Annotated in this window: 14 protein-coding genes; 5 read left to right on the forward strand and 9 right to left on the reverse strand. The window is 61.9% G+C overall.

The features are described from left to right. Nucleotides 1-125: 125 nt before the first annotated feature. Nucleotides 126-998: an MBL fold metallo-hydrolase gene (locus tag RRH01S_RS21850; protein WP_110924648.1), complete on the reverse strand. Its 873-nt coding sequence runs from the start codon at nt 996-998 to the stop codon at nt 126-128. A gap of 347 nt (nt 999-1345) precedes the next feature. Here RRH01S_RS21850 and RRH01S_RS21855 point away from each other — a divergent pair, with 347 nt between their 5' ends. Further along, entirely contained in the window at nt 1346-2770 is a 1425-nt protein-coding gene (locus tag RRH01S_RS21855; protein WP_007699962.1) for an MFS transporter, read from the forward strand. Nucleotides 2771-2801: 31 nt separating this feature from the next. Here the strand turns inward: RRH01S_RS21855 and RRH01S_RS21860 are convergent, their stop codons facing one another. The 4 genes from RRH01S_RS21860 to RRH01S_RS21875 all read right to left on the reverse strand — a co-directional run bounded on the left by RRH01S_RS21860 (nt 2802) and on the right by RRH01S_RS21875 (nt 6611). After that, on the reverse strand, nt 2802-3185 hold the full coding sequence (locus RRH01S_RS21860; RefSeq protein ID WP_007699966.1) for a VOC family protein: 384 nt from the start codon (nt 3183-3185) through the stop codon (nt 2802-2804). Between the two features lie 63 nt (nt 3186-3248). Continuing rightward, nucleotides 3249-3968 carry an RlmE family RNA methyltransferase gene (locus RRH01S_RS21865; RefSeq protein WP_007699969.1) on the reverse strand — a complete coding sequence of 240 codons (720 nt, stop codon included), beginning with the start codon at nt 3966-3968 and terminating at the stop codon, nt 3249-3251. Continuing rightward, on the reverse strand, nt 3965-5545 hold the full coding sequence (locus tag RRH01S_RS21870) for a Ppx/GppA phosphatase family protein (RefSeq protein ID WP_042474186.1): 1581 nt from the start codon (nt 5543-5545) through the stop codon (nt 3965-3967). Before RRH01S_RS21870 ends, RRH01S_RS21865 begins: the two co-directional genes overlap by 4 nt. Before the next feature lie 178 nt (nt 5546-5723). After that, complete coding sequence (locus tag RRH01S_RS21875; protein WP_042474189.1) at nt 5724-6611, reverse strand: LysR family transcriptional regulator; 888 nt, start codon at nt 6609-6611, stop codon at nt 5724-5726. A 131-nt stretch (nt 6612-6742) separates the two neighbouring features. On the opposite strand from RRH01S_RS21875, the gene RRH01S_RS21880 reads away from it, so the two are divergent. Beyond that, nucleotides 6743-7096, forward strand: coding sequence for an antibiotic biosynthesis monooxygenase (locus RRH01S_RS21880; protein WP_042474193.1), 354 nt, complete (start codon nt 6743-6745; stop codon nt 7094-7096). Nucleotides 7097-7207: 111 nt separating this feature from the next. On the opposite strand, the gene RRH01S_RS21885 is transcribed toward RRH01S_RS21880, so the two are convergent. From RRH01S_RS21885 to RRH01S_RS21895, 3 genes are read right to left on the reverse strand one after another with little or no spacing between them, the layout of a single operon-like run. After that, nucleotides 7208-7987 carry an anti-sigma factor family protein gene (locus RRH01S_RS21885; RefSeq protein WP_042474253.1) on the reverse strand — a complete coding sequence of 260 codons (780 nt, stop codon included), beginning with the start codon at nt 7985-7987 and terminating at the stop codon, nt 7208-7210. Nucleotides 7988-8003: 16 nt separating this feature from the next. Further along, on the reverse strand, nt 8004-8645 hold the full coding sequence (locus tag RRH01S_RS21890) for an RNA polymerase sigma factor (RefSeq protein WP_042474196.1): 642 nt from the start codon (nt 8643-8645) through the stop codon (nt 8004-8006). A 58-nt stretch (nt 8646-8703) separates the two neighbouring features. Then, a complete protein-coding gene (locus tag RRH01S_RS21895; RefSeq protein WP_034520348.1) occupies nt 8704-9246 on the reverse strand; it encodes a tetratricopeptide repeat protein in 543 nt (180 codons plus the stop codon). A gap of 200 nt (nt 9247-9446) precedes the next feature. Between RRH01S_RS21895 and RRH01S_RS21900 the strand changes: the two genes are divergently transcribed. The 3 genes from RRH01S_RS21900 (at nt 9447) to RRH01S_RS21910 (ending at nt 12369) form a co-directional block, all read left to right on the forward strand. After that, the gene (locus tag RRH01S_RS21900) at nt 9447-10499 is read left to right on the forward strand and encodes a type III polyketide synthase (RefSeq protein WP_034520346.1); all 1053 of its coding nucleotides are present in this window, start codon (nt 9447-9449) and stop codon (nt 10497-10499) included. After that, complete coding sequence (locus RRH01S_RS21905) at nt 10499-10996, forward strand: isoprenylcysteine carboxyl methyltransferase family protein (protein ID WP_034520345.1); 498 nt, start codon at nt 10499-10501, stop codon at nt 10994-10996. The genes RRH01S_RS21900 and RRH01S_RS21905 overlap by 1 nt, the downstream gene beginning before the upstream one ends. 125 nt (nt 10997-11121) lie before the next feature. Further along, a complete protein-coding gene (locus RRH01S_RS21910; RefSeq protein WP_007699996.1) occupies nt 11122-12369 on the forward strand; it encodes an NAD(P)/FAD-dependent oxidoreductase in 1248 nt (415 codons plus the stop codon). 12 nt (nt 12370-12381) lie between these two features. Here the strand turns inward: RRH01S_RS21910 and RRH01S_RS21915 are convergent, their stop codons facing one another. Then, nucleotides 12382-12909 (reverse strand): gluconokinase, encoded by a 528-nt coding sequence (locus RRH01S_RS21915; RefSeq protein ID WP_007699999.1) that lies wholly within the window; start codon nt 12907-12909, stop codon nt 12382-12384. Nucleotides 12910-12978: the final 69 nt, after the last annotated feature.

Here is a 12978-nt window from a genome sequence, read left to right on the forward strand (position 1 = left end):
GGCTGGTAACACGTCTATGACAGGAAGGGAATAGTAAAATGCGCTGGGCAGCCGCAGGCCAGCCCGAGCGCAAATGCATAGCCAATCTCAGGACGCTTTTCCCGGCATCTTTACGCTGACCATCCTCACAGATCGAACTGATAGGTCTTCGGCACATAGCGGAAACCTTCCGGCTGCTTCTCGACAAAACCGACAGCCGGGAACGGCATGTGAAAGCCGAGGAAAGGGATGCGGTCGGTAGCGATCATGTCGAAGACGCGGCGGCGGGTCCTGGCGGCCTGCGCCTTGTCCGTATCGAAGCGAACTTCCCAATCCGGGCGCCCGAGCGACAGAATATAGTGGTTGGCCGTATCGCCGGTCATGACTAGCTGCTTGCCCTCCGATTCGAGATGGAAGACGAGATGGCCGGGCGTGTGGCCCGGAGCAAGCATCGCGGTCATGCCGCTGACGATCTGGTCGCCCTCCTTGAGGAAGGTCATCTTCTCGGCAAAGGGTACGACATTGGCAAGCACCGCCTTGTGGCCGCCCTCTGCCGGTGTTCCCTCGCGGGCCTTGTTGGTCCAGAATCCGTATTCGATCTCGCCGGTGACATAGCGCGCATTCGGAAAGGCCGGAGCACCGTCCTCCAGCAGCCCGTTGATATGGTCGCCATGCAGATGCGTTAGGGCGACCACAGTCACCTGCTCCGGCGTATAACCAGCGGCCTTCAGGCCTTCACGGAACCGACCCAAGCCGCGGGCGCGGCCGGCGGCACCGAAGCCGGTATCGACGACGATGAGGTCGGAGCCGGTGTCGATGATGGCGGGCGCATAGCTGTTGACGAATTTCTCGGTCGGCAGGAAGTTCTGCGCCAGGAGCTTGCGCACCGTATCCGGCGTCTGGTTCGAACCGAAGGTTTCCCAGGGATTGTCCATGACGTTTGCGCCATCCTTGACGACGGTGACGGTGCAGGACCCCAGCTTGAACCGATGGGTTTCGGGCGGCAGAACAACACTCATGATCTCATTCTCTCCAATGGTAGCAACGTAAGCCGCGCCTGTCATCGTCATCGGTCGTTGCAGGCTGAAACACGATCTTTCACGGCTGGCAATTTGGCCATGACATATCCAGCCAAATCCGCTAATAGACCGAATGACGTTTTATGCGTTTAGCATTTACATGCGCTTAGCATATGTCAAACCTGGTAACCTATACCGGGCCATATCAGGCATCACGAAGACGTGATGCCCGGGAGGCCACGCGGTAGATTCGGGGATTGGCAGAGACAGTACATAGGACTACAGAGCGAGTGCCCGCCGCAAGCGGCGCCCTTTCCCGAAGACACCACCCATCAAGGCATCTGCCTATGAATCGCATCGTTCCCCTGATCCTTGCCGTTGCGCTGTTCATGGAACAGATGGATTCCACGGTGATCGCAACCGCGCTGCCGGCGATTGCGAATGATCTCCATGTCGGTCCAATCACGCTCAAGCTGGCGCTGACCTCCTACATGGTGTCGCTGGCGGTGTTCATCCCGATCAGCGGCTGGATGGCGGATCGCTTCGGGGCGAAGAACATCTTCCGGATTGCCATCGGTGTCTTCGTCGTCGGCTCGATCCTGTGCGCCGTCTCCGGTGGCCTTCTGGAATTCGTTGCCGCCCGCTTCCTGCAGGGTGTCGGCGGATCGATGATGACGCCGGTCGGGCGTCTGGTTCTGGTGCGTACAACACGGAAGAGCGACCTGGTCTCCGCCATGGCGCTGCTGTCCATCCCTGCCCTTGTCGGGCCACTGGCCGGCCCGCCGCTCGGCGGCTTCATCACCACCTACGCGTCCTGGCACTGGATCTTCCTGATCAACGTTCCCGTCGGCATCCTCGGCATTATCCTGTCGTCGATCTACCTGCCGGAGGTCGAGGCGACGAAGCCGCCGAAGCTCGATTTCATCGGCTTCCTGCTGACATCCTTCGCGGCCGCTGGCGTCGTCTTCGGCATGTCGGTCATCAGCCTGCCGGCACTGCCGCCGGCAATCGGCATTTCGGCCGTCACTATCGGCTTCGTCTGCGGCTTCCTCTATGTCGGCCATGCGCGCCGTCACCCGGCGCCGATCCTTGACCTGACGCTGTTGAAGAACGCCACCTTCCGCGCCTCCGTTACCGGCGGCACGCTGTTTCGCATCTGCATCGGCGCCATGCCGTTCCTGACGCCGTTGATGCTACAGCTCGGCTTTGGGCTCAATCCGTTCCAGTCGGGCCTGATCACCTTTGCCGGCGCCATCGGCGCCATCTCCACCAAGTTCATCGCTCGCCGCGTCTTTACCGCCGTCGGCTTCAAGACGGCGTTGTTGTCGGCAGCCGCCATCACGACAGTGACGACGATCTGCACCGGCCTGTTCGAGCCCACCACATCGCATCTCGTCATCATCGGCGTGCTGCTGGTCGGCGGCTTCTCTCGCTCGTTCTTCTTCACCGGCATCAATGCGCTCGCCTTTGCCGACATCAGCGACAAGCAGGCAAGCCAGGCGACATCGATGAGCTCGGTCATGCAGCAAATCAGCCTTGCGCTCGGCGTTGCCGTCGCCGCGATGATCCTGGAAACCTCGACCTTCTTCAGCGGCACGGAGCTGCAGGTCAGCGACTTCCACATCGCCTTCTACTGCATATCGATCCTGACCGTGCTTGCCACCATTCCCTTCATCCGCATGGACCGCAATGCCGGCGCCACGGTCTCTGGCCACAAGGCCGGCCTGAAGCGCGTCGCAGCGACGGAGCCGCAGCAGTCGGTGGTGAAGTAGTTTCTTCTACACGCGGGGGAGAAACGAAAACCTATTCAGGCTTCTCGCAGACGGCGCTGAGCTTGTTGCCATCGGGATCGCGCACGTAGGCCGCATAGAAATTGGCATGGAACGACCGCAGGCCAGGCTTGCCCTCATCGGTGCCGCCATGGGCGAGCGCCGCCGCGTGAAAAGCATCGACATCGGCGCGACTTTCCGCATGCAGGGCGACCATCGAGCCGTTGCCGATCGTCGCGGCGCGGTGATCATAGGGAACCACCACCCAGAACCGGCAACGGACGTCGCCATCGGCGGCATAGCCGATTTCCTCGTCCGATTCGCGTTGGCGCCGGTAGCCGAGGATAGGCAGAACTGCGTCATAGAAGCTGCCGGCGCGCGGAATATCGTTGGAACCGAGCGTGACGTAAAGAAGCATGGTGATGATGTGCCGCCTTCCGTATCGAGGGGACTGCATCATCGACCAAAAGCCACTGCTAAATCAAGCGCTTATTGTGCCATGCTCGACATTGCGTCCCTTGAAGCCTTTTGCCAGCAGGAACATTTCGACCGATTCCGCCCTGGATGCGCCCGGCTTCACATGGACGACCTGGCGGAAATTCTGCTTCAGCAGGTTCAGGAGGTCGCGCTCCGTGCCGCCCTGGAAGGTCTTGGCGAGGAAATGCCCGCCCTCGGCCAGAACTTCGATCGCGAAATGCGCCGCGACCTCGCAGAGATGCATGGTGCGCAAATGGTCGGTGCGGTGATGGCCCGTCGTCGGCGCAGCCATATCCGACATCACCAGGTCCGGCTCACCGCCGACGGCATCGACCAGCCTTTGCGGCGCGTCAGGGTCGAGGAAGTCGAGCTGCAGAATGGTAACGCCCGGCAAATGCGCCATTTCCAGAAAGTCGATGGCCGCGACGCGAATATCGTCCTCCGTCGAACCGGTCACCTTGGCGGCGATCTGCGACCAGCTTCCCGGTGCCGCACCCAGATCGATAATGCGGCGTGCGCCCTTCAGGATCTGGTGCTTCTCGTCGATCTCCAGCAGCTTGAAAGCGGCGCGGGCGCGATAGCCTTCAAGCTGGGCGCGCTGCACATAGGGATCGTTGATGTGCCGATGCAGCCACTCCCGCGAGGAGGCCTTCAGCTTCTTTTTCTTGACGCGCTGACCGAGCTTACGGCCCGTGCGATTACCGGCGATGGTTGGCTTGGTCATGCCTGCGGTCCCTTTGTATCCCTCGGTCGATGGCCACGGCGCGAGCGGCCCCGCCGCCAAACACCGTCATCCGCCATCATATCGGTAAGCAGTCCTTCGCGCAGGCCGCGATCGGCGACGCGCATGCGCGGGCTCGGCCAACGGCGGCGGATCGCCTCCAGAATGGCGCAGCCCGCCAACACGAGATCGGCGCGATCCGGTCCGATGCAGGGATTGGCGGCGCGGCCGGCAAAATCCCAGGAAAGCAGCTTGGCCTGCATCGCGGTCACTTCGTCGTCCGACAGCCAGACACCATCGACCCGGCGACGGTCGTAGCGCGGCAGGTCGAGATGGACACCGGCCAGCGTCGTCACCGTGCCCGACGTGCCGATCAGATGGAAATCGGCGCTGTCGCGCGTGGCCCCATGCACCGGCGGGCAATCAAAGCGTTCGAGCATACCTTCGACTTCGCGAACCATGGCCTCGAACAATTCCGGCGTGACATCGCGGCCGCCATGACGTTCCGAGAGCGTGACCACGCCGACCGGTAGCGAGGTCCAGTGGGTGATATGGTTGGCAAGCCGGCTGGAGCGGTTTTCGCCGATGCGGATGATGGCGATTTCCGAGGAGCCGCCGCCAATATCGAAGAGCACGACGGAGCGCGCCTCGGGACCCACCAGCGACGAACAACCGGACACGGCAAGCCGCGCCTCGGTCTCACGATCGATGATTTCGAGCTGCAGCCCGGTTTCTTCAATGACGCGGGCGAGGAAGACCTCGCCGTTTTCCGCCGCGCGGCAGGCTTCGGTCGCGATCAGCCGCATGCGGCGGATCTCTCGGGTCTTCAGCTTGGCGGCGCAGATACGCAGGGCCTCGACGGCCCTGTCCATGGCGTCACCCGACAGCCGGCCGCTGGCGCCGAGCCCCTCGCCGAGGCGGACGATGCGGGAAAAGGCATCGACGACGCGGAATTGCCCCGGGCGCGTCGGCTGCGCGATCAACAGACGGCAATTGTTGGTGCCGAGATCGAGCGCCGCATAGAGATCCATGGGGCGGGAATCGGGATCGGCTTGCTGATACGATGCTGAGCCCTCGCGGCGCTGCTGCGGCTGAAGACGATGATCGTTGTGGGCAGGAGCGCGCTCTGCCGCAACGACGGCGGCGGGAGCGACGAGCTGCGCCGTCTTCTCATGCGCCAGCGGCCGGCCCTGCAGGCCGCGCTTGCTGCGGTGCTTGCGCCTGTTCTTGCCACTCTTGTTCGACGAGGCATGGCCGTGCTCGCTCGCGGCACGCTGGTCCGGCGCAGCGGAGGCCTGTGGCTGCTGTGACTGGGAGGAATGCTGCGCGCCATCCTGCGCTCCGCCACGAGAACGGCGTCTGCGCTTGCGCTTCTTGGCCGGGAAACCGGCGTCCTGATCTGCTGGGCGTGTCGCCACCGCGCCGGACTTGCCGGTCTGGTTGGCCTCCGCAGACAAAGCGTTCGGACGGGCTTGACCGCCACGCTTACGCTTAGCGCGCCGGGAGGATTTACCCTTCCTGCGCTCTGCTACCGACGCCCCGTCTGCCTGCGGCGCTCTGCCGCTGTCGGGGTCACTCACGTATCTTTTCCACCGCGCCGCGCAAGGCCAACAGGCATGCAGCAGGCACTCATTTGATTTTCGTTGGGCGGAGAATACCAGCAGGAACAGTTTTCGCCAAATTCTTTTTGAATCGCACGATTTTAGGCTACCGGATCACAACTCTACCAGCGGCTCCTCCAGCCAGAGATGGCGGCCATTAGGGACGAAACAGATTTTCCGCCATGAACTTTACGAAGGCTTGTATTTTCGGGGACAGCTGACGGCTCGACGGCCAGAGGACGCGGAATTCGCCGACATCCTCGACATGGTCGGCCAAAACGGAAACGAGCGTTCCATCGGCGATTTGCCCGCCGATGGTAAAGAGCGGCAGACAGGCAACGCCAAGCCCAGCCTCGGCCATATTGATCAGCGGTTCGAGCGTGCTTGCCATCGACGATACAGGCAGTTCCAGTTTTCCCGCGCCGGCATCGTGGCGCAGTGGCCAGCGTTCCAGCTTGCCGGTCGATGGATATTTGTGGTGAAGACACAGATGCGCGGACAGGTCTTCCGGCACTTTGGGGATTCCGAAGCGGTCAAAATATTCCTTCGACCCGACGACACGATGGGAAAACCTCCCTAATGTTCGCACCATCAGACGGCTGTCGGTGATTTCGCCCGTTCGCACCACGGCGTCGAACCCTTCCTCGATCACATCGACCAGCCGATCGGTAAAATCGAGGTCGATCATCACGTCCGGAAAGACCCGCATGAATTTGGTGATCGTCGGCATGAAGAGCATGCCGGCAAGGGGCAGGCTCACGCGGAGCCAGCCGCGCGGCGCGGCGATGGTTTGCGAAAGCTCCTGTTCCGCCGCTTCAATCTCGGAGAAAATTCGCCTGCAACGCTCCAGGAACATGATGCCCTCGGCGGTGATCGCGATATTGCGGGTGTTTCGGTGAAACAGGCGCACGCCGAGCCTTTTCTCCAACCGGGCCATGGTCTTGCCGATGGCCGACGCGGAAACGCCGAGCACCTCTCCGGCTCGGACGAAACTGCGGGTTTCCGCTGCAATCACGAAGACATTCAACGCGGCGATATTGTCCATGGTGAGAAATCCATTGCGGACGTCAATGTCCGTTATCTGCGGATTTCTAGCCCATTTTTTCGGCCTCTGTCGCGGGCTATCTCTCCCAACGCCGGCAAATTTCGCCGGACAATCCTTTGAACGGAGATCGCGTGACCCATCCCCAAAAAGCCGAATTCGAATTCGCTTCCCAGCCCACCGTGTTCGTCGTGAACGTCATACATGCCCATCCGGGAAAGCAGGAAGAAGCATTCAAAATCATCCAGGACGTCGTGCATTATGTCGCGGAACGGAAGGAAGGATTTCTGTGGAGTAACCTGTCGAAAAGCACCGACGGCCAAACCGTCGTGAATATCGAGGCGATCCGCGACGAGAACAATGTCGACGAATTCTTTTCCGATCCGGCCTTCGTGGAAAAATTCAAGAAACTGGATACCGTCTCGAAAAGCGAGTTTCACATCTACAAGGTTTCCGACCTCGTGCTGCCGCGCCAGATCATAGGATAGCCGTCCCGGATTCTTCCGATCAGGCATCAACCACCGGAAGAGACGACACCATCAGCGCAAGACTGCGGCTTGTGCTGATGGGCAGCTCTTCACTGCAAGGCAGGATTGATCTCAGGCCGTCAGCCTGCTCCGGACGTCGTCCGCCAGCGCCTTGATCCGGTCGATCGGCAAATGGCCGATCAGCATGAAGGCGTGTGCGGTATCCGACCAATAGACGACATTCATGCCGCGGCGGTTTTCCATGTCCGGAGCGGAAGCGCCCGTGGTCGAAGGGGTGATGCAAAGCGCCATCGGCCCGCTCTCGGGATCGAGATAAGCGATCTGTGCCAAGGGCTTGCTATCGTAGTTCAGCAAGATGGCGCGCTTGAAATCGATACCTGGGATCGCGACGGCTTCTGGCGTCAGAGCGAGACCCACCTTCGAGCCGACCTCGTTTAATTGCGCAACCTGCTCAGTCCGATCGCCAGCCGGTCCGCTCAGCGTATCCGGCGTATAGAGGGAAAGATATTCCGCAACGACGGCGCGCCATTCGCTGCCCTCATCCGGCTTGGCAAGGCGATGGCTGATGCCGATCACAGCGCGGTCGATGGCGATGCCCACGACCAGGCAAGCGGCAATTGCACCCAGGAAGCCACGGCGGCTGACGCCGGACGCGGCATTCTTCTCTGCATCGGCGGAGGGGATTGCGGCAAGCATCGCATCCAGCTTGGCACTCGGGGCAGCGGCAAGCAGCGGTTCGAATGCCTCGTGGAAGGGGAGATCGCTGCGCGACAGGAGATCGAAGCGTTCCGCCACCTTGGCGTCGCTTTCGATCAGTCTTTCGATCCTGTCATGCTCGGCAGCCTCCAGTTCGCCGTCGATGAAGGCGGTGAGCTGTTCGTCCGAGGGCATGTTTCTGTTGTCCTGTTCACTCATGTCCGTTCCCCAGTCGCCTATCCCCGAGCCGCGCCCCATCCGCCGGCCCCATGCCATCCGCGAGCTTCGCCCGCGCCGCCGCCAGCCGGCTCATCACCGTTCCGATCGGCACATCCAGAACCTCCGCCACCTCGCGATAGGACAGTCCTTCGACATAGGCGAGGAAAACGGCGGTGCGCTGCGCTTCCGGCAGCGCCTGCACCTGCTTCAGCACCTGGCCCGCCAAAATATGCGTCTCCGTCTCGCGCGCGCCGTCGAAAACCAGCGCCTCGTCGGCATCGACGAAGCCCTGCCCCATACGCACCCGGCGGGACCGGATCTCGTTCAGCCAGATCGAGTGCAGGATCGAAAACAGCCAGCGGTCGAGCCGCGTCCCCGCGATGAACTGATGCGCGCGCTCCAGCGCCCTGACGCAGGTTGCCTGCACCAGATCATCCGCCACGTCGCGCTGGTGCGACAGCACGACGGCATAGCGCCAGAGTCGCGTCAGATGCTGCGACAGGCCTGCCCTGATATCCTCTTCGCTCGCTATGGCACCCTCCGCGAGGTTCCGTTCTTCGGGAGCCGCCGGCCTTGCCGGCGGCTCCGATCGTGTCCGACTATAAGCAGAAATCGTGGAATGAGCGACTGACACCCGGATATCCCTTTCGATGCTCACTGCTTATGCCAGCCATCTCAAGTCCGACCAGACATCAGAGGCTCGACGGATTCTGGATGGCCTCGTTCAGATCCTGATATTCTTCGCAGGTCGTATTGCCGCAGAGCGCCTTGATGGTGCTGAGCTGATCCTTGGCGAGATCAATCTGGCCCTTGATGACGTAGGCTTCGCCAAGATATTCGCGAACCAGCGTGTATTTCGGGTCCATGGCAACAGACTTCTTATAGTAGGAGATACCTTCATCCGTGCGGCCGAGCTTGCGGGTGACATAGCCGCGATAGTTCAGCGCTTCCGCCGTATCCGGATTCTGCAAGGTGTTGAGAACGGCCAGCGCTTCTTCATAGCGATGATCCTTCTTGGCCAGCGAATAGGCATAGTCGGCGCGGTTTTCGTCGGTGATGTTGGCGCCCTGCTGCTTCACGCATTTCTTGGTCTTCTGGTCATAGATCTCGCCCTTCTTGCAGGTCGGCGTCGTGCTCGAATCGTCGCCGGCGGCGAACACCGGAACAGCGAAAGCGCCGAGGGTGAGGCAAGCGCCGAGAGCGGCCGAGGCCAGGCGGAAAGCGGTGGTGGTCATGTAATTGCTCCTTGGCAAAATGAACGTTGCGATGGGAGAACACGCCATCCGTTCATTTTATTCGAAGCCATCAGATATTTTTTCTCGGGCTCGGATTCGTCTCTCATCGTCACTCTTTCGTGACCGGCAGGCTCCGAATAAGTGCTGACGATGGCGTGTTTCCTCCTGCGTACCCCGCCGAGGGTCGCAAGGAGAAGAATGTGACCGATACCGTCAAGCTTGTCAGTCTGGCCGTTGCCACACCCGACAATATCATCCACCAATCGGAAGCCGCCGAGACCGCCGGCCGCCTGTTTTCCAATCGATTCCGCGATTTCAAGCATCTTGCCCGCGTGTTCGAAAGCGCTGGCATCCGCAAACGCCATGCCGCCCGTCCGCTCTCATGGTTCGAACAGCCGCATGGCTGGCAGGACCGCATGGAAGCCTATGCCGAGGTCGCAAGCCAGCTTTTCAAGGAAACAACGACCAAGGCGCTGGAACGCGCCGGTCTTCGGGCCGAAGAGGTCGATTGCATCGTCACCGTATCCTCGACCGGCTTCGCGACGCCGAGCCTGGAGGCGCGGCTCGCCCGCGAAATGGGCTTCCGTTCCGATATCGAGCGCGTGCCGGTCTTCGGCCTCGGTTGCGCGGCCGGCGTCTCCGGCCTCGCCATCGCCTCGCGCATGGCGAAGAGCCGTCCGGGCGCTATCGTGCTCTTCGTTTCCATCGAACTCTGCTCCCTCGCCTTCCGGCTGGACGAGCTGACGCGGCCGAACATCATCGCCACGGCGCTGTTCGGCGACGGCGCGGCTGCCTGCATCCTGCGGACCGGCAGCGAGGGTCTTGCCGAGATCGAATCGACGGGAGAACATCTCTTCCCCGATACGCTCGGCATCATGGGCTGGAAGATCGACGACACCGGCTTCGGCATCATCCTGGAACAATCGCTGCCGCCCTTCGCAGAGGCGAACATCAAGCCCGCCGTCGCCGGCATTCTCGAGCGCGCTGGCCTTGCGATCCCGGATATCGACCGCTTCATCTGCCATCCCGGCGGCACCAAGGTGCTGCAGGCACTTGAGACGGCCTTCAGCCTTGAACCCGGCTCGCTCGATATCGAGCGCGAGGTGATCAGCGACTACGGCAACATGTCGTCGCCGACGGTGCTCTTCGTGCTGGAGCGGGCCATTCTTTCCGGCCTGCCGAGGCGCTCGGCCATGGTCGCCATGGGTCCCGGCTTCACGGCAAGCTGCATCACACTGAAGAGGGTCGCCTGATGTTCTGGCCGTCCATCGCACTTCTGACCTTCGTCACCCTGCAGCGGCTTGCCGAACTGATCTATGCCCGGCACAACACCGCTGCCCTTCTCGCACAGGGCGGCCGGGAGATCGCGCCGGGGCATTACCCCTATATGGTGGCGATGCATACCGCCTGGCTCGTCAGCCTATGGCTCTTCGCGACCGGGCGGCCGGTCGTCCCGGTCTGGGTTGTCATCTTCATGGTACTGCAAGGCTTGCGCGTCTGGGTGCTGGCAACGCTGAAAGGTCGCTGGACGACGCGGATCATCGTGCTGCCGGGAGCACCGCTGGTAACGGGCGGCCCCTACCGCTTTCTCAGCCATCCGAACTATGCGGTGGTGGTCGGCGAGATCGCCGTATTGCCGCTTGCCTTCGGCCTGCCGCTCCATGCCGTCGTCTTCTCGCTGCTCAACGCCGCCATCCTGACGATACGCATCCGCGCCGAGAATGCGGCCCTGGATCAGGCCATGGCGTGATCGTATTTTTCATTTGCACCGCAGCATTTTGGCAGGCATTTTCGATGCTTGAAGCATGATCCCGGAAGGGGCTGAGCGCCTTTCGGGATCGGGTGAAAAAACACGCATGCGGATAGCAGGGGATCATGACAAAAGACGCAATCGTGCTCGGCGCGGGCATTGTCGGCGTATCGACAGCCATCCACCTCCAGCGGCGCGGGCGTCAGGTCACCCTCGTCGATCGCAAGCCGCCCGGTCAGGGAACCTCCTTCGGCAATGCCGGCCTGATCCAGCGCGAGGGCGTCGTCCCTTATGGTTTTCCGCAGCAATTCGGCCTGTTGCTGCGCTACGCCTTCAACAACCGCATCGACGCGCATTATCACCTCAAGGCGCTGCCGAGCCAGATCGCCTTCCTCGCCCGCTACTGGTGGAATTCCAATACCAAGCGACATGAGATGATCTCGCGCGCCTATGCGCCGCTCATCGCCCATTCAATCAGCGAGCATAACGACCTTATCGAGGCCTCGCATGCCGAGGAACTCATCCGCAAAGACGGCTGGATCGAGCTCTACCGCTCGAACGAGAAACGCGATGCGGAATTTGCCGAGGCCGAGCGTCTCAATCGCGAATTCGGCATCGCCTCCGACGCTTTGACCGGCGCGGACGTGGCGACATCGGAGCCGCATCTCAAGGACAGTTTCTCAGGTGCCCTGCGCTGGCGCGATCCTTGGTCGGTGCTCGACCCGCACGGCTTGACCGCCGCCTATCGCAAATATTTCGAAAGCATCGGCGGCCGCGTGACGACCGGGGACGCCGTCTCGCTCGGCCTGTCCGGCTCAAGCTGGAAAATGGTGACGGCGGAGGGCTCGATCGAAGCCGAGGATGTTGTCGTCGCGCTCGGTCCCTGGGCGGACCAAGTGACGAAGCGTTTCGGCTATGCCTTCCCGCTCGGCGTCAAGCGCGGCTATCACATGCATTACGCCGCCGAGGGCAACGCCGTCCTCAACAATTGGGTACTGGATGCGGAGCGCGGCTACCTGATGGCGCCGATGAGCCGAGGCATCCGGTTGACGACCGGAGCCGAGTTCGCGCGCCGCGACGCGCCGAAGACACCGGTGCAGCTCGACCGCGCCGAAGCCGTCGCTCGCACCGTCTTTCCGCTCGGCGAACGGCTCGATGCGGAACCCTGGATGGGTGCCCGCCCCTGCACTCCGGACATGATGCCGATCATCGGCAAGGCGCCACGCCATAACGGCCTATGGTTCGCCTTCGGCCATGCCCATCACGGCCTGACACTCGGACCCGTGACCGGCCGCGTTCTTGCCGAACTCATCACCGGCGAAACGCCCTTTATCGATATCTCGGCCTATGCGCCGGACCGGTTCGCGCCCTGATATCGAGGGAATTCAGCGGATCGCGGCGAGGCCCTTGAGCGCGGCCTCAACAATACCGTCGATGGTATCGTCGATGCTGACCGTGACGACGCCGGGCTCGCCGGTCGGCACTTCCAGCGTGCGGAGCTGGCTTTCCAGCAGCGACGACGGCATGAAGTGGCCCTTGCGTTCGCCCATGCGCCTGGTCAGCAATTCCTTCGAGCCGTCGAGATAGATGAAATAGAGATGCCCGCCTGCGGCACCCCGCAGGCGCTCGCGATAGACAAGTTTCAATGCCGAGCAGGAAACGGCGATGCCCTCGCCTTTGGCAAGGCTCGCGGCAATCTCCTGACCGATCACGTCGAGCCAGGGCCAGCGGTCCTCATCCGTCAAGGGAATGCCCTTGCTCATCTTCTCGACATTGGCAGCGGGATGCAACGCGTCCCCCTCAACATAGCGCAGGCCGAGCCGAGCAGCCGCCTTTTCGCCGATCGAGGATTTGCCGCTGCCGCTGACGCCCATGACGATAATGGCGAGAGAGGTGCTTTGTGTGTCGTGCATTGAGTCCGCCCTGAACGAATGGCCATGAATCAGGCAAAGCCGCCAAGGCCCTGCCTGATTCGCAACTTG

The sequence above is a fragment of the Rhizobium rhizogenes NBRC 13257 genome (assembly GCF_000696095.1).
Taxonomy (GTDB): Bacteria; Pseudomonadota; Alphaproteobacteria; order Rhizobiales; family Rhizobiaceae; genus Rhizobium; species Rhizobium rhizogenes.